This window comes from Ancalomicrobiaceae bacterium S20 (genome assembly GCA_040269895.1).
Lineage (GTDB): Bacteria > Pseudomonadota > Alphaproteobacteria > Rhizobiales > Ancalomicrobiaceae > Methyloraptor > Methyloraptor flagellatus.
Map to the genome: position 1 here is coordinate 3,185,873 of CP158568.1, position 16,144 is coordinate 3,202,016.

Annotated in this window: 16 protein-coding genes, 1 tRNA gene and 1 riboswitch; of the genes, 6 read left to right on the top strand and 11 right to left on the bottom strand. The window is 69.3% G+C overall.

All coding sequences use genetic code 11. The features are described 5' to 3' along the window. Positions 1 to 25: 25 nt before the first annotated feature. From ABS361_14500 to ABS361_14520, 5 genes are all read right to left on the bottom strand, one after another. Positions 26 to 502, bottom strand: coding sequence for a DUF3429 domain-containing protein (locus tag ABS361_14500; protein ID XBY43300.1), 477 nt, complete (start codon positions 500 to 502; stop codon positions 26 to 28). 84 nt (positions 503 to 586) lie between these two features. Further along, on the bottom strand, positions 587 to 1,399 hold the full coding sequence (locus ABS361_14505; GenBank protein XBY43301.1) for a TIGR02186 family protein: 813 nt from the start codon (positions 1,397 to 1,399) through the stop codon (positions 587 to 589). Further along, a complete protein-coding gene (locus tag ABS361_14510) occupies positions 1,396 to 2,322 on the bottom strand; it encodes a sulfite exporter TauE/SafE family protein (protein XBY43302.1) in 927 nt (308 codons plus the stop codon). Before ABS361_14510 ends, ABS361_14505 begins: the two co-directional genes overlap by 4 nt. A 154-nt stretch (positions 2,323 to 2,476) precedes the next feature. Further along, entirely contained in the window at positions 2,477 to 3,565 is a 1,089-nt protein-coding gene (locus ABS361_14515; GenBank protein ID XBY43303.1) for a quinone-dependent dihydroorotate dehydrogenase, read from the bottom strand. Continuing rightward, complete coding sequence (locus ABS361_14520; protein XBY43304.1) at positions 3,562 to 3,909, bottom strand: DUF952 domain-containing protein; 348 nt, start codon at positions 3,907 to 3,909, stop codon at positions 3,562 to 3,564. Before ABS361_14520 ends, ABS361_14515 begins: the two co-directional genes overlap by 4 nt. A gap of 184 nt (positions 3,910 to 4,093) precedes the next feature. On the opposite strand from ABS361_14520, the gene ABS361_14525 reads away from it, so the two are divergent. Next, the gene (locus tag ABS361_14525) at positions 4,094 to 4,717 is read left to right on the top strand and encodes a S24 family peptidase (GenBank protein ID XBY43305.1); all 624 of its coding nucleotides are present in this window, start codon (positions 4,094 to 4,096) and stop codon (positions 4,715 to 4,717) included. 811 nt (positions 4,718 to 5,528) lie between these two features. After that, positions 5,529 to 6,164 (top strand): thermonuclease family protein, encoded by a 636-nt coding sequence (locus ABS361_14530; protein ID XBY43306.1) that lies wholly within the window; start codon positions 5,529 to 5,531, stop codon positions 6,162 to 6,164. 81 nt (positions 6,165 to 6,245) lie between these two features. On the opposite strand, the gene ABS361_14535 is transcribed toward ABS361_14530, so the two are convergent. Beyond that, positions 6,246 to 7,913: a lysine--tRNA ligase gene (locus tag ABS361_14535; GenBank protein ID XBY43307.1), complete on the bottom strand. Its 1,668-nt coding sequence runs from the start codon at positions 7,911 to 7,913 to the stop codon at positions 6,246 to 6,248. A gap of 308 nt (positions 7,914 to 8,221) precedes the next feature. Between ABS361_14535 and ABS361_14540 the strand changes: the two genes are divergently transcribed. Further along, the gene (locus tag ABS361_14540) at positions 8,222 to 8,635 is read left to right on the top strand and encodes a tellurite resistance TerB family protein (protein XBY43308.1); all 414 of its coding nucleotides are present in this window, start codon (positions 8,222 to 8,224) and stop codon (positions 8,633 to 8,635) included. A gap of 13 nt (positions 8,636 to 8,648) precedes the next feature. Here ABS361_14540 and apaG read toward each other — a convergent pair whose 3' ends face one another. The 3 genes from apaG to ABS361_14555 form a co-directional block, all read right to left on the bottom strand. Beyond that, complete coding sequence (gene apaG / locus ABS361_14545) at positions 8,649 to 9,041, bottom strand: Co2+/Mg2+ efflux protein ApaG (GenBank protein XBY43309.1); 393 nt, start codon at positions 9,039 to 9,041, stop codon at positions 8,649 to 8,651. A gap of 433 nt (positions 9,042 to 9,474) precedes the next feature. Further along, positions 9,475 to 10,680 (bottom strand): O-succinylhomoserine sulfhydrylase, encoded by a 1,206-nt coding sequence (locus ABS361_14550; protein XBY43310.1) that lies wholly within the window; start codon positions 10,678 to 10,680, stop codon positions 9,475 to 9,477. A 125-nt stretch (positions 10,681 to 10,805) separates the two neighbouring features. After that, a riboswitch (SAM riboswitch) is annotated at positions 10,806 to 10,885 on the bottom strand. 32 nt (positions 10,886 to 10,917) lie between these two features. After that, positions 10,918 to 11,283, bottom strand: coding sequence for a hypothetical protein (locus ABS361_14555; GenBank protein ID XBY43311.1), 366 nt, complete (start codon positions 11,281 to 11,283; stop codon positions 10,918 to 10,920). Between the two features lie 362 nt (positions 11,284 to 11,645). On the opposite strand from ABS361_14555, the gene ABS361_14560 reads away from it, so the two are divergent. The 3 genes from ABS361_14560 (at position 11,646) to ABS361_14570 (ending at position 15,194) form a co-directional block, all read left to right on the top strand. Continuing rightward, positions 11,646 to 12,749 carry a 2'-deoxycytidine 5'-triphosphate deaminase gene (locus tag ABS361_14560; protein XBY43312.1) on the top strand — a complete coding sequence of 368 codons (1,104 nt, stop codon included), beginning with the start codon at positions 11,646 to 11,648 and terminating at the stop codon, positions 12,747 to 12,749. 144 nt (positions 12,750 to 12,893) lie between these two features. Beyond that, positions 12,894 to 13,706 carry a DUF2076 domain-containing protein gene (locus ABS361_14565; protein XBY43313.1) on the top strand — a complete coding sequence of 271 codons (813 nt, stop codon included), beginning with the start codon at positions 12,894 to 12,896 and terminating at the stop codon, positions 13,704 to 13,706. A 306-nt stretch (positions 13,707 to 14,012) separates the two neighbouring features. Continuing rightward, positions 14,013 to 15,194: a carboxylate-amine ligase gene (locus ABS361_14570; GenBank protein XBY43314.1), complete on the top strand. Its 1,182-nt coding sequence runs from the start codon at positions 14,013 to 14,015 to the stop codon at positions 15,192 to 15,194. Positions 15,195 to 15,329: 135 nt separating this feature from the next. Here ABS361_14570 and ABS361_14575 read toward each other — a convergent pair. Together ABS361_14575 and ABS361_14580 are read right to left on the bottom strand one after the other, a co-directional pair. Then, positions 15,330 to 15,404 (bottom strand) — tRNA-Gly (locus ABS361_14575). A 94-nt stretch (positions 15,405 to 15,498) separates the two neighbouring features. Beyond that, entirely contained in the window at positions 15,499 to 16,140 is a 642-nt protein-coding gene (locus tag ABS361_14580; protein XBY43315.1) for an alpha/beta family hydrolase, read from the bottom strand. Positions 16,141 to 16,144: the final 4 nt, after the last annotated feature.

Here is a 16,144-nt window from a genome sequence, read left to right on the forward strand (position 1 = left end):
CGCGCGTCGGAACCTCCGATCCGCTTCAGAGCGTCACGGCCGCATAGCCCGCGACCACTGCGAAGATGCCTGTCACCACGATGGTGAGCCGCTTGCGCAGCCGGCCATACCAAGCCGGCAATTCGCCGCGATGGGCGGCGCCGACGTCCCAGAGCCCCTGGATAGCAAAGGCCGCCGTGAAAAGGCTGGTGGCCCAGAAGAACGGCACCAGCAGCGCGAACCAGCCGGCAAGCGCCGGCAAGACCGCGAGCGCGAATTCATGTTCGCGCGCATGGGCATCGGCGATGCGCAGCGCATTGCCCCAGCGCACGCCGCCGAGGAAGGACAGGATCGCCGCGCCATAGCCGAGCAGGGCCTTGGCGGCGGCGAGTTCCGCCGGCGAGCCGGCCGGCCACAGCACGACGCCGGCGGCGGCGAGGCCAAACGGCACCAGTCCGAGCACGCCGAGCACGGCGGCCTCGCGCGGGATGGGATCGGTCGAATAGGGGTCGGCGAGGGTCATGATCGCTTCGCGGGTGGTTCTTCTTGATGATGCGCCCGAGTGCGGACGGTTGTGTGGCGAGAGCCGGGTCGGGAACCGAAACCGTCAATCGCGGCGGAACACCACACCGGCGATCCAGCCGGTGAACAGGGCGACGATCACCGCGCCGATGCCGTAGACGAGCGGGAAATGGCTCGACAGGTCGGCCATCTCCTGTTCGAAGCCAGCCTTGACCACCTCGAGCTCCATCGCCGTCTCGGTCAGCGGCGCGCCGGCCGAGAGCAGCGCGACGCGCAAGTGATAGCGGCCGACCGGCACGTTGGCCGGGATCGGCACCACGGCGCGGAACAGGTTCGAGGCGATGAACTTGGTGCCGCCCGCATAGTCGGTATAGAGCCCGGCGCGGGTCTTCAGGCGCAGGAATGCGGTACGAAACTCGTCGTCGTCCGCCACCGGCTCGGTCCCACCGGCGACGCGCTCGACGAAGCGGAGGTTCGGCGTGCCGATCTGCAGCCGTTTCAACACGGCCGCGTCGGCCAGCTCGGCGAAGGGCACGGTCGTTAGCGCGGCGTAGAAGCTCGGCACGCCCGGATAGGTCCGGTTGGCACGGTTGACCCAGATGCCGAGCGAGCGCTCCTTGCGGCGGGTGACGACCGTCTCCGCCGGCCCGGTCAGCACGATGGCGACGTCATAGCCGCGCGCCCGCGACACGGTCGCGGTGTCGCGCTCGATCGTGCCGAACACGGTGATGTCGGTGCCGGTGAAGTTCGAGTTGATCGTGACCGTGTTGGTCGAGGTCGCCGTGACCAGCGTCTCGGCCTCGGCCGGCGCGGCGAGGCTCGCGAGCGCGAGCAGGCCGCCCACCACGCGCGAGCGCAACCGGCCGGAGCCCCACGCGGCGGTTTCGGCCCCCGTCATGGCCCCCCCGCGATCGTGTGGAACGAGTAGAGCTCCGACGGCGTGATCACCAGATCGATCAGGAAGCGCACGCCGACCGACAGGATCAGAAGCCCGAGCAGCGCGCGCAAGTGCTCGCCGCGCAGGCGCATGCCGACCTGCGCGCCGAACTGCGCGCCGATGACGCCGCCGACCATCAGGATCATCGCCAGCACGATATCGACGGTATGGTTGGTCACCGCCTGCAGCACGGTCGCGAAGGCCATGGTTGCGACCATCTGCACGAGCGAGGTGCCGATCACGACATTGGTCGGCACCTTGAGCAGATAGATCAGCGCCGGCACGATCAGGAAGCCGCCGCCGATGCCGAGCAGGGTGCCGAGGAAGCCGATCACGGTGCCGAGCGCCACCACCGGCACGGCCGATATATAGAGCCGCGACTTCTGGAAGCGCAGCTTGAACGGCAGCTTATGCACCCAGCCGTGCTGGCGGAGCTTCTTCAGCGGCGGCGGCGTGGTCCGCTTCAGCCGCCAGATCGCGCCGATGGCCTCGATCAGCATCAGCGCGCCGACCGCGCCCAGGAAGACGACGTAGCAAATGCCGATCACCAGATCGAGCTGGCCGAGCTGACGCAGCCGGCCGAACACCAGGACGCCGAGGAGCGAGCCAAGAAGGCCGCCGACGACCAGCACGGCCGCGAGCTTCCAGTCGATCGACTTCTTGCGCCAGTAGGTCAGCGTTCCGGAGGCCGACGAGGCGACGAGCTGGCTCGAGACACTGGCGACCGCGACTGCCGGCGAGATGCCGGAGAACACGAGCAGCGGCGTCAGCAGAAAGCCGCCGCCGACGCCGAACATGCCCGAGAGGAACCCGACCGCCGCCCCCATGCCGAACAGCACGAAGATGTTGACCGGCAGCTCGGCGATCGGAAGGTAGAGCAGCATCGGGCTTAGTCCGGTTGGCTCGGATCCGGCGGAACGAACGGACCTTATCGGTTAAACCCGTGGCAAACCAAGGCCTATCCGCGGCTTTCCGCGCCGCCGTGGCAATCGGGTGACGCGGCGCCGCCCGATTGGACGCCCGCCGAGTGGACACCCGTCAGGGCGTCGCGGTCGCCCAGCTGTCGACCGCGGTGCCGACCACTTCGCGGATCGACGCGACGCCTTCGCGCGCCAGGCGGCGCGACAGATGGCCGAGGATGCGGCCGGGCAGGCCCGGACCGGCATAGACCATGCCCGAATAGAGCTGCACGAGATCGGCGCCCGCCGCAATCTTGGTGAAGGCGGCCTCGCCGGAATCGATGCCGCCGACGCCGACGATCGGCAGGCGCGCGCCGACGCGCTTGCGCATCTTGGCGAGCACGATGGTCGAGCGGCGGAACAGCGGCCGGCCGGAGAGCCCGCCGGCTTCCTTCGCCCGGGAGACGTCGCGCAGGCCGTCGCGCGACAGCGTGGTGTTGGAGACGATCAGACCGTCGACGGCCCGGTCGAGCGCTTCGGCGGCGATGTCGTCGAGGCCGCCGTCGTCGATGTCGGGCGCGATCTTGAGCAGGACCGGCACGCGCCGGCCGCCGCTCGCGGCGATCGCATCACGTTCGGCGAGCACGCGGCCGAGCAAATCGGCGAGCGCCGCCCGCGCCTGCAGGTCGCGCAGGCCCGGCGTGTTGGGCGAGGAGACGTTGACGGTGAAATAGGCGGCGAGATCGGCGAAGGCGCGGATGCCGGCGACATAGTCGGCGATGCGGTCGTCGCTGTCCTTGTTGGCGCCGATGTTGACGCCGACGATGCCGGGCCGGCCGCGGCGGGCGACGAGACGCTCCCGCAGCGCGGCGTGGCCGGCGTTGTTGAAGCCGAGCCGGTTGATGACGCCCTGATCGGCGACGAGCCGGAACATGCGCGGCTTCGGGTTGCCGTCCTGCGGCCTCGGCGTCACGGTGCCGACCTCGGTGAAGCCGAAGCCGAGCCGCAGCACGTCGTCCGGCACCTCGCCGTTCTTGTCGTAGCCGGCGGCGAGCCTGACCGGGTTCGGGAACGTGAGGCCGAACAGCTCGACACGCAGGCGCGGGTCGGCATCGGCCGGGCAGGTCGGCACCAGACCGGCCGCAAGCGCGCGGACCGAGGCGCCATGCGCCTTCTCCGGATCGAGCGAGAAGATGAAGGGCCGGGCGAGGCCGTAGAGATCGATCACTGGGCGAACTCCGGAAACACGTGACGACCGTCGGGCCCGAGCGGCAGATCGACGACCGAGACCACCGCGCCGAGCGGCAGGGGCGCGTAGAGATGCGGGAACAGCGCGCCGCCGCGCGACACCTCCCACTTCAGCGCCTCGCCGAGGGCGGCCGCGTCGACCGCGACCAGCACGAGGTCGGTCTCACCGGCGAAGTGCTTGGCCGCCGTCTCGATCGCCTGCTCGGCGGTGGAGAAGTGGATGTAGCCGTCGGCGTGATCGACCGGTGCGCCGTCGAACACGCCGCGCGCTTCCGCGACCTGCCACAGGGTCCGCGGTGCGATCTTGTAGATGAGCCGGGCCATGCCAACCTCCTCGCCTGCGCGGCCACCCTTAACGGCGGCGACGCGCGGCGGCAAGCGGCCACGTCCGATCGGCAACGCAAGTGGTCCGGGCGCAACCGAAGCTTGCGCTTTGTGTCGGAGCTTGGTCAGAATGCCGCGCCGGCGGAGACGATATTCGCCCGGCGACGGCGTCCTGGAGGAAAGCGTGGCCAACGACCGCACGAGCGCGGATCATGCGAGAGTCTGGGCGACGATCGACGCGATCGCCGCCCGCCACGGTCTCACGCCGTCCGCCCTCGCGCGACGCGCCGGGCTCGACTCGACCACGTTCAACAAGTCCAAGCGCCGCACCTCCGACGGCCGCCTGCGCTGGCCGTCGACACCCTCGATCCTCAAGGTCCTCGATGCGATCGGCGGCAGCTTCGGCTTCTATCTGGGCGAAATCCGTCCCGAGACGGCGCGGCCGAAGATGCTCGTGCCACATCATGACGGCTTCGCCGAGGATGGCCTGGCGGGCATGCTGCCGCCGCCGGCCGCTTTCCTGTCGGACACGGCACGCGCGCCGCTCTACGCGATCGCGGTCGAAACCGACGCGCTGCGACCGTTCTACCGCCAGGGGGACACGCTGATCGTCGCGCCGCAGCTGTCGCCCTGTCATGGCGACCGCGTGCTGGTGCTGACCGCGGACGGCGCGCTGGCGGCCTACGCCTTCATCCGGCGCGACGCCAAGACCGCCGAAGTCGAGCCGATCGGCGAGGATGGGCCGCGTCACACGATCGACATGCGCGAGGTGGTCTGGATGGCGCGCATCGTCTGGGCCAGCCAATGAGCCTCGGTACGGGTTGACCCGTCCGCCGCCGCCCGTCAGGCTCCCGACATCGAGAGACGAATCGGAGCCCCTTGTCGATGCTGGGTCGGATCGGCCGGCTGGCCGCGACGGTTTTTGGCGCAGCCGCCGTCGTGATCGCCGCGATGGTGATCGCGGACGTCTGGCGCCACGGCCTGCCGGAGATTTCCGTCGCCTCCCTGCTCAGAATTCTGCGGGGCGGCGAACCCGGGCCGGCGATCGAACGATCGACGGCGCGGGCGTTCGGCGCGACGGCTGCGGCAGCGCCCGGTCCGATCGCCGCGGCCTCCGAGCCCCTGGTGCCGAGACCCACGGCCGCATCGCCTGCATCGGCGGCCGATACCCCGCCCGCGGAAGACTTGTCGGAGGTACCGGGTCCGCTGCGTGCAGCTGCCGCCGTCCCAACAGGCGGTGCGCACGCCGTGTCGGAAGCACCGCCGGCCGCGGAGCCGCCGCCCGTGCCCTTCCCAGCACTGGCCAATGTCGCCGTCTCGAGCGCACCCGGCGCCGGTCCGGCCCCCGCCCACGGCGGTCGGCGCCCGGAGGCAGCCGCTTCGCCAGCAGCAGCGAAAGCGCCCGCCCCGGCGACCGTGACACCTGCATCCGCGCCGGTGATCGCGGCTGCGCAGGCCGCCAGCGGCACGGTCGGCCCCTCCGCCGGAGCGAACGCCAGGCCGAGCCCATCACCATCACCTTCCCCGCGCCCTCCTCGACGCCTTCCTCAGTGCCTTCGTCAGCCGCCGCCCCGGCACCCGCCCCGGTGGCGGTCGTCCGCGATGTGACCGCGCCGGGCATGACCCGTCTCGTCCAGCCGACCGGCCCCTTGGTGCGCATCGATCCGCCGAAGCCCGCAAGCGCGGCAGGCGCGGCCGAGACAGCGCCGGCGAAGCGTCGCGATCCGGAGGTGCCGCACGTGTTACGGCTCGCGATCGTCGAGGACGGCGTAACGCTGCGCAGCGGCGCCTTGCGTGTCAAACTCGCCGGGCTCCGGCCGATCGACACCGACCAGACCTGTCGGACCGCCGCGGGCGTCGAATGGCCCTGCGGCCGTCAGGCGACAGTCGCGCTGCGGCTCCTGATGCGCGGCCGCTCGCCGGCGTGCGTGCTCCCCGACGGGATCAAGGACGGCACCACGGTCGGGCTCTGCCGGTTGGGTGCCCAGGATGTCTCGGAGTGGATGGTCCGGCAGGGCTGGGCCTATGCCGGGACGCCTGATCTCGCCGAGGCCGAGGCCGATGCACGCGAACACAGGCGCGGCGCCTTCGCGCTCGACGTGCCTTCGGTCGCACCGCAGACCAGCGCCGGCGTGGTCGCGCCGATGCCCGGCCTGCCGCTCGATGGCGTGACCGAACAACCGTGGGAGCCGGCCCCTCGCTGGCGAGCCGGGACGCCGCGGCACCGAAACCGACGGTCACGCCGTAGCGCGTGATCCGATCGGACGACCGGATCACGCTTTGCCTTTTGACAGGGCCATTCACGCGCTGGCCGACCGCCCTGCCGGACGGACGGCTCAGGCCGCGGCGAGGCGGCCGGCAAGCGCTTCGGCGATCAGCGCGCGCGTCTCGGCGATGCCGTAGAGCGCCACGAAGGAGCCGAACCGCGGACCACGTTCCTGGCCGAGCAGGATCTGATAGAGGGCGGCGAAGAACTCTTGGGCGACGCCCGGACGGCCATCGGGGCCGAGCTTCTTCGTGTCGGGCACATGGGTGCGGCCGACATCGTAGACCACCGTCTGGATCTCGTCCGACGCGGCATTGGCGGGAAGCCCGCCGAGGGCGGCATCGAGAGCGACCAGCGCCGCGCGCTCGACCTCGGTCGGGGCGCGGAAGGTCTTGTTCGGCTTCACGAAGTCACGGAAGTAGCGGATCGCGTAGCCGACCAGCCGGTCGAGATGCGGGTGCGTCTCGGCATTGGCGCCCGGCGCGTAGCGCGACAGGAAGCCCCAGAGCACCGCCGGGTTCTCGGCGTTCGAGGCCGAGACCAGATTGAGCAGCATCGAGAAGGGCACGGCCTGGCCGGCGACCTTCTCGACCTTCGGCGGCTCGCCGCCGTGGATGTGCCAGACCGGGTTGCCGAGCTGCTGCTCGACCGGCTGGCGATCGAAGGCGTCGAGGAACTGGTCGTATTCGTCGACGTTGCGCGGGATCACGTCGAAATAGAGCTTCTTGGCCGCCTTCGGCTCGCGGAACATGAACAGCGCCAGGCTCTCCGGCGAGGCATAGGTCAGCCATTCGTCGATGGTCAGGCCGTTGCCCTTCGACTTGGAGATCTTCTGGCCGTTCTCGTCGAGGAACAGTTCGTAATTGAAGCCTTCCGGCGGGCGGCCGCCGATGATCGCACAGATCTTGCTCGACAGCTTGACCGAGTCGATCAGGTCCTTGCCGGCCATCTCGTAGTCGACGCCGAGCGCGGCCCAGCGCATGCCCCAATCCGGCTTCCACTGCAGCTTGGCGCCGCCGCCGGTCACCGGCGTCTCGAAGCGCTCGCCCGTCGCCGGGTCGCGCCAGACGATCGTGCCGGCGGCGAGGTTGCGCTCCTCGACCGCGACCTGCATCACCACGCCGGTCTTCGGGTGGATCGGCAGGAACGGCGAATAGGTCGCCCGACGCTCCTCGCCGAGCGTCGGCAGCATCACCGCCATCACCTGCTCGAAGCGCTCCAGCACAGTGAGCAGCGTCGCGTCGAAACGGCCCGAGGTGTAGTACTCGGTCGCCGAGGCGAATTCGTAGTCGAAGCCGAAGGCGTCCAGGAAGCGGCGCAGCCGGGCATTGTTGTGATGGGCGAAGCTCGGATATTCGTTCGAGAACGGGTCCGGCACGCGGGTCAACGGCTTGCCGAGATGCGAGGTCATCATCTCGCGGTTCGGCACATTGTCCGGCACCTTGCGCAGCCCGTCCATGTCGTCGGAGAAGCACAGGAGCTTGGTCTTGACCGTGTCGCCCGTCAGGACGCGGAAGGCATGGCGCACCATCGAGGTGCGCGCGACCTCGCCGAAGGTGCCGATGTGCGGCAGGCCCGAGGGGCCGTAGCCGGTCTCGAACAAAACCTCGTCCTTCGGCGTCTTCTCAAGCCGGGCCACGAGCTTGCGCGCCTCCTCGAAAGGCCAGGCTTTCGACTTGCCCGCAGCCTCGATCAGCGCGGGGGCGAGGTCGAGAGCTTGGGGTACGCGCGCAGTCATCGAATGAGGTCCTTCGTTGGCAATGATCGAGGCCGTCGGGGGCGATCCCGCGCGACGGTTGCTCGCGGCGCCGGACACTAGTGCGGTAATCGCCGGAGGAAAAGCGGAATCGGCCGGAGATCGCGCGGACCGCCCCTGCCATGGCGACACCGGAAGGCTCAAGCCGGTACGGGCTTGCCTCGCGCGCTGCAAATGCCTAGGTCAAGGATCTCGAAACGCGCCTGCCGCTTCGGCAGCCGCACCCCGCCCGTACCACCGAAGTCGGTCTCCGCCGGCACGCCTTCCCCCTTCCACAACCGAGGTCACCGATGCCGAAGTCGTTCACGCCGCATGAAGCGCTGATCCACCTGATGGTGACGGTCTCGGTGGCCGATCGGGCGATGACCGACATCGAGCTCGAGGCGATCGGCCATCTGGTCGACAAGGCGCCGGTGTTCGAAGGCTTCGATCGCAAGGGGCTGCCGGCGGTCGCGACCCGCACCGCGGAGCTGCTGCGCGGCACCGACGGGATCGACCAGATCCTGGCGGCCGCCAAGGCGGCGCTGCCCGAGCGCCTGCTCGAGACCGCCTACGCGCTGGTGGTCGAGGTGGCGGCGGCCGATACCGTCGCGGAGCAGGAGGAACTCCGGTTTCTCGAAGAGATACGCGACGCCTTCAACCTCGATCCGCTGGTCACGGCGGCGATCGAGCGCAGCGCCCGCGTGCGCTATCGGCGCCTCTGACAAGCAGCCGCGATCAGTTGACGACGCGCCGTACATCCGGCGTGTCGAGCGAAAAAGCCGGAATCGCGACCTCGAAAAAGGCGCCGTCCTCGCCCTGCATCCGATAGCTGCCGACCATGAAGCCGGACGGCGTGCCGAGCGGGCAACCGGAGGTGTATTCGAACGTGGCGCCGGACGCGATGCGCGGCTCTTCGCCGACCACGCCCGGCCCGCGAACCTCCTGGACCCGCCCGAGGCCGTCCGTGATCACCCAGTGCCGCGACCGAAGCGTTATGGCTTCGGGGCGGAAGTTGGTGATCTCGACCCGATAGGACCAGAACCAGCGCGAATCCTCGGGTTCCGACTTCTCCATCACGAAGGTCGGCGTAACGACGACACGGACGGCGTGAGTGACCGATTCGTACATGGGTTCTTTCGCGGGTGGAGTGCGAAGCGACATCGCCAGCTCGTCGAAGCAAACCTCGGGAGCGGGGACGAGGAGGTGATCGTTGGGCGTCGATTATCGTCCGGTGGCCTTCACCTCAAGCATCTCCTGCGCGGAATGTGTCCTGATCAGTATCGCTCATATTCGGTCGTTCTGCCAACCGATCTCCGCCCACTCTCGACAATGGTATGCACCGAGGGACCGCTATCCACATGCGAGTGGATTGTCATAGCTGCCAATATCGCGCCTTCGGAGCGCCGTCGATCCGCGCTAACACAGGGTTGACTGCATTGAAATCGAAAACGCGCTAAAATTGCATGAACCCTCGCAACGGCCGCTCGACGCTTCCGTGGCGAAGGCTCATGGCGGGCACGAAGGTCGCCGACCGGGGCCCCCCGATCGGCGCCATAAGGTTCTACTCGGCGGCGCGCGCCGGCGTGGCGCGCTCGAGCGCGCCGGTGAGATCGTCGATCAGGTCGAGACCGTCCTCGAGGCCGACCGAAAGGCGCAGCAGGCCGTCGGAGATGCCGAGTTCGGCGCGCTGCTCCGGCTTCAGCCGCTGATGCGTGGTGGTGGCCGGATGCGTGATCAGGCTCTTGGCATCGCCGAGGTTGTTCGAGATCCGGATCACCTCGAGGCCATTGGCGACCGCGAAGGCGCCGGCCTTGCCGCCGGCGACCTCGAAGGCGATCAGGCTCGAGCCGCCGCGCATCTGGCGGGCGACGATCTCGGCCTGCGGGTGGTCGGCGCGGCCCGGATAGATGACGCGGGTCACGGCCGGATGGCCGGCGATCGCATCGGCAAGGCGGGCGGCGTTCTCGGCCTGGCGCGTGACGCGCAGTTCGAGCGTCTCCAGGCCCTTCAGCATGACCCAGGCGTTGAACGGGCTCAGCGACGGGCCGGTCTGGCGGATGAACACCTGCAGATGGCGTTCGAGGAAATCCTGCGAGCAGCAGACGACGCCACCGAGACAGCGGCCCTGGCCATCGATGTGCTTGGTCGCCGAGTAGACAACCACATCGGCGCCGAGCGCGAGCGGCGACTGGAAGATCGGCGTCGCGAAGACATTGTCGACCACGAGCTTGGCGCCGGCGTCATGGGCGATCGCGGCGATCGCGGCGATGTCGTAGACCTCGAGCGTCGGGTTGGTCGGGCTTTCGAGGAAGAAGGCCTTGGTGTTGTCGCGCACAGCGGCGCGCCACTGTTCGAGATCGGCGCCGTCGACCAGCGTCGCGGCGATGCCGAAACGCGGACACAGATCCTCGACGATGTAGCGGCAGGAGCCGAACAGCGCCTTGGCCGCGACCACATGATCACCCGCCGAGAGCTGGCTCATGATCGCCGCCGTCACCGCCGCCATGCCGGTCGCGGTCGCCCGCGCCACTTCCGAACCCTCGAGCAGCGCCATGCGCTCCTCGAACATGGTCACGGTCGGGTTCGAGAAGCGCGAGTACTGGTAGCCCGGCGAGGTGTTGTTGAAGCGCGCCTCGGCCTCTTCCGCCGAGGCGTAGACATAGCCTTGGGTCAGGAACAGCGCTTCCGACGTCTCGGCGAACTGGGAACGGAGCGTCCCGCCGTGCACGAGTTCGGTGGCGAGGCGGCGGGTCTTGCGGGCGGTCATGACAGTCTCCGACGGCAGGCCCGTCGCCCGTCCGCGGGCCAGGGCCGATCCTGACGACCGGGCGTCTCGCAACACGCGGGCGCCCGGCAACAAAAAACCCGGCCGGCAAAGAGGCGCCGAGCCGGGTTCACCCGTCTCCGGCCTCTTTAGCAACTTGTTTAACGTGGCTGCAAGCCGGCCGGCTCAAATGACCACGGAATGAAATCGTCCGATAAACCTGCCCGGCGCACCTGTCAATCAGGCGGCGCGCTCGGCTGCCTTGAACAAGGCGCGCGCCACATCCGGGCCGACCAGCAGATCGAGCCGGTCGGCGGGAATGCAGAGCATCTTGGTGAAGGGCTTCAGCGTGCCCGGCTCGGTCTCGAGCCGCGCGGTCGCCAGATGCTCCGGCGCGATGCCGCGGACCGCATGGGTGACGTTGACGCCGCCATTCGGCTGCAGGTGCAGCCCGCAGACCCGGCAGAGGTCGGCCACCAGAAGCCAGCGCAGGCCCTCGGCGTCGAACGAGCGCACCGAGCCCCCGGCGCAGACCTCGGTCCGGATGCGCGTGGCGACGATGGCGTCTTCGATCGACCGTCGTCCGGTCGCTCGCTTGGGCAACATGATCTCTCCCCGTCGGTGCATCGTCTCCGCCAGCGGACGGCCTCGGCCCCGGCTGACGGATCGTGTTCAGCGGACGGCGCCCGACGACGACGCGGCGGGCGGTCCTCCGCCGGTCGGCGGCGGGCGCGCGGCAAGCCGGCGCGCTCGCTTTCTAAGCCTTGAAGCCGGGAGCGCAACCCCGAAATCCGCGGGCCCGGCATCGCCAAGGCCGAGCCGCGGCGAGGCTCGAGCGGCGCAGGCGCGGTTTTCCGCGCTTCTGTCGCGACAATGCTCTCCCGCCCCGCCGAAATCTTCCGCACGCCTCCGGAATGGGCTAGGAAGCATGCGCGGGCCGTTCGGGCCCGATCGGGGGCGACGACGAGATGGCGACGACAATGCCGGGGGCCGTGCCGGGCATTCTGGCGGTTCAGCAGATCAAGGCCTTGGCCGAGGCCGGCGGCATCAGCGCCGAACGCGCCTTCGACGCCGACCAGATCCAGCCGGCGAGCGTCGACCTGCGCCTCGGCCGGGTCGCCTATCGCGTGCGGGCGAGCTTCCTGCCCGGTCCGGGCCTGTCGGTCGCCGACAAGGTCCGCGACCTGACGCTGCACGAGATCGATCTCTCGACCGGTGCCGTGCTGGAGACGGGCTGCGTCTACATCGTGCCGGTGCTGGAGAGCCTCGCCCTGCCCGCCGGCATGTCGGCCTCGGCCAATCCGAAGAGCTCGACCGGGCGGCTCGACGTGTTCACGCGCGTCATCGTCGACAAGGCGCGCGCCTTCGACACGATTCCGGCCGGCTACCACGGCCCGCTCTATATCGAGATCAGCCCGCGCACCTTCCCCGTGCTGGTTCGCGCCGGCTCGCGGCTGTCGCAGATCCGGTTCCGCTGCGGCGACGCCCGGCTCGACGACGTCGCGCTGTCGGCGCTGCATGCGCGCGAGGCGATCGTCGACGGCGTGCCGGTGCTGCACGACGGCCTGTCGCTGTCGATCGATCTCGAAGGCGTCGACGGGCTGGTCGGCTACCGGGCCAAGCGCCACACCGCCGTGGTCGACGTCGACCGCAAGGCCGGGCTCGACGTGCTCGACTTCTGGGAGCCGATCGACGGTCGCGGTCGGCGCAGCCTGATCCTCGATCCGGACGAGTTCTATATCCTGGTCAGCCGCGAGGCCGTGCACGTGCCGCCCGACTACGCGGCCGAGATGGTGCCGTTCGACCCGCTGGTCGGCGAGTTCCGCGTCCACTACGCCGGCTTCTTCGATCCCGGCTTCGGCCATTCGGCCGCCGGCGGCGCCGGTTCACGCGCGGTACTGGAAGTGCGCAGCCACGAGGTCCCGTTCATCCTCGATCACGGCCAGATCATCGGCCGGCTGGTCTACGAGGCGATGTCCGAACGCCCGGAACGGCTTTACGGCCAGGATATCGGCTCGAACTATCAGGCGCAGGGCCTGAAGCTCTCGAAGCATTTTCGGAACGCGATCTGACATTCAACTGACAAAAATCGCCTCGGCAACCTTGATCGCGGCTGTTTTCGCGCGCGATCGGCGCTTCGTCTTGTTTCCGTCACAGCGGCAACCCACCTTTCCGATCGCGCGCTCATCTTCGCGCGCGGTTCAGGAACGATCGTCATGACGCCAGAGGAAGCCAAGATCATCCGCGACGTGTTCGAGCGGCTGAAGGCCATGGGCCCGCCGCCGCGCGACCCGGACGCGCAGCGCGCGGTCGAGACGGAACTGAAGGACAATCCCGACGCCGGGCTCGGTCTGGTGCGCGCCATCGTGGCGCTCGACCAGGAGCGGACCGCGCTGATGCAGGACCGCGGCGAGCGCGAGAAGCGCATCGCCGAGCTCGAACAGCAGCTCGCCGACCGGAACCGGTCCGGCGGCCTGTTCGGCCCAGGTCCGGGGCAGGCGCCTGCACAGGGCTATGCGCCGGCCGGCTCGGTGCCGCCGATCCCGCAGGGCGGCTACGGCCAACAGGGCTACGCGCCGCCCCAGCCGCAGCGCGGCCCGTGGGGATCGGCACCGCAGCAGGACCCCGGCTATGGCCAGATGCCGAGCCAGGGTATGCCGAACCAGGGCCAGGGCGGCGGCTTCTTCGGCGGCGGCCAGGGTCAGGGCGGTTCCTTCCTCGGCAGTGCCATGCGCACCGCGGCCGGCGTCGCGGGCGGCATGTTCGCCTTCGAGGCGGTGAAGGGCCTGTTCGGCGGTCACTCCGGCGGCATGTTCGGCGGCTCGGCGATGGCCGCGCCGGTCGTGCAGGAGACGATCATCGAGCATATTCCGGTCTATGACCGGGCCGATCCGGGCTCGGGACCGTTCGGCCTCGCCGACAGCCGCGGCGGCCAGGGCGGCTTCGACACCGGCGGCAGCATTTCCGACAGCGGCTACGATGTCGCGTCGGACGATTTCGGCGGCGGCGACGACGACGACTTCGCCTGACAGGCACCGGTCTCCATGCAGTTTCGCCTGAAGCGGCGTCGGCGAGAGCCGGCGCCGCCTTTGTTTGGGCTCAAGCGCAGATCTCGGGCTGGACGGCAGCGGATCGCATTTACGTCCGTTGCACCGCACACAAGTCACTCTAGCTCATTCATCACGAAATACATTTCACACCAGACTATAATTTTCGCCACATTCACGTTTTCGCGAGCCCTTTCAGTGCCGCATTGCCGACCTACTGTCGGAACATCCCCACGGTTTCCACGTTCTTTGTAGCCTGATCGGGGAACCGACCAATGGAGGCTCAAGATGGCAACCGACTATACGTTCGGTATCGAGGAAGAATTTTTCGTGGTCGACCGGATCACGATGAATTCCACCCGTTCGCTTCCGCCGACGTTCCTCGCGGAAGCGCGTGATCGGCTGGGCGAGCGCGTCTCGCTCGAGCTGCTCCAGTCGCAGATCGAGACACAGACCGAGCCGCATACCAAGGCCGGCGATGCGCTCGACGAACTGGTCGAACTGCGCTCCGGCGTCGTCGCGACGGCGGAGCGGTTCAATCTCGGCATCGCGGCCGCCGGCACGCACCCTTTTGCGATCTGGCACGGCCAGCGCCATACCGAGCGGGCGCGCTACCGGATGCTGATGAACGATCTCCGGATGCTCGCCACGCGCAATCTGGTCTGCGGGCTCCACGTCCATGTCGGCGTTCCGGACGAGCGCAAGCGCGTCGCGCTGATGACGCGAACGATCCCGTTTCTGCCGCTGTTCCTCGCGCTGTCGTCGAGCTCGCCGTTCTGGCAGGGCCACGCGACCGGGCTCGTGGCCTATCGGCCCTCGGCCTATGACGAGCTGCCGCGCACCGGCCTGCCGCCGGCCTTCGCCGACGACGAGGAATATCAGGCCTATGTCCAGGCGCTGGTCGCCGGCGGCGCCATTCCGGACGAGAGCTACATCTGGTGGGCGATCCGCCCCTCGATGGCGCATCCGACGCTCGAACTGCGCATTGCCGACAGCGTCACGCGCGTCGAGGACGCCGTCGCGATCGCCATGCTGTTCCGCGCGCTCGTGCATCGGCTCGATCGCGACCCGGACTACGGTGTGGCCGTCGACACGGTGGTGCGCACCATCGCGGAAGAAAACCGCTGGCGGGTCCAGCGCGAAGGTCTCGACGCCCGCATCGTCGACGTCCGGACGCGGCGCGGCACCATGGTCCGCCATGCGATCCGCCGGCTGATGCGCGATCTCGCGCCCGACGCGGCGATGCTCGGCCGCGCCGAAGACCTCGACGGCGTCAAGCACATCCTCGACTTCGGCACCAGCGCGACCGGCCAGCTCGAGGTCTTCGCCACCGCGCGCGCCGGCGATCACACGCGCGAGGAAGCGCTGAAGGGCGTCGTACGCTGGCTGTTGCGGGAGACCGCCGAGCGCCCGCACGGCCGGGTGCGCCAGCGGACCAGCACCACGGATGAAGCGCGACCGGCCGTCTGAGGCGTCGGATGTGATGCCGCAAACACGGCCAAGACCACGGAGCTCGGGCCGACGCCCGGGCTTCGCCACGTCAAGGAGCACGGGGCGCGCGAAAACGGCTTCGGCGGCGATAACGGTCGGATGGGCTGGAAACATTGGAGCGGGCGATGGGATTCGAACCCACGACCCACGGCTTGGGAAGCCGTAGCTCTACCACTGAGCTACACCCGCTCGATGGGGTGAGAGATAGCGTCTCTCCGACGTTCCGCGCAAGGGGTTTCGCGCGGCACCGGCCCGACGCCCACAGCAGCAGGCCCAGCCCGGCTCACGCCAATCGGCGCAGAAAGGTCGCGGTCAGTTGGGCCGCATGCAGGATGTTGCCCTTCAGCGTCGCCGGCGACTGGCCGCGCGGGCCGAAATCGTGGCTGCCGTCCTCGATGTATTCGATCGTGACGCCAGACGGGATCGCATAGCCTTCGACCTCGGCGCGCGCGCCGAACTCGTCGCGCTCGCCCTGCAGAACCAGCGCCGGCAGGCGCAGGCCCTCGAGCGGTGCGAGGCGCAGTTCGTCCGGCTGTCCCGGCGGATGGAACGGGTAGCCATAGGCGACGACGCCGGCCACGCGCTCGGGCAGCTCGGTGCCGCCGACCATGGCCGAGACGCGGCCGCCCATCGACTTGCCGCCGATCAGCAGCCGACCGACGCAGCGCGGATCGGCGAGCACCGCCTCGATGGTGGCGCGAAAGCCGTCGACGAGGGTTTCGGCCTTGGGCGGCGGCCGGCGGCGGCCGTCTTTGCGGCGGAGCGCCATGTAGGGGAATTCGAAGCGCGCGACGCTCAGCCCCTCGCCCGCCAAAGCGGCGGCGAGCTTTTCCAGGAAGGGCGAGTCCATCGCGGCGCCGGAGCCGTGGGCGAGAAGCATGGTGCCGATCGGGTCGGCGGCCTCGGTCCAGAGGAAGTCGTTCACGGGG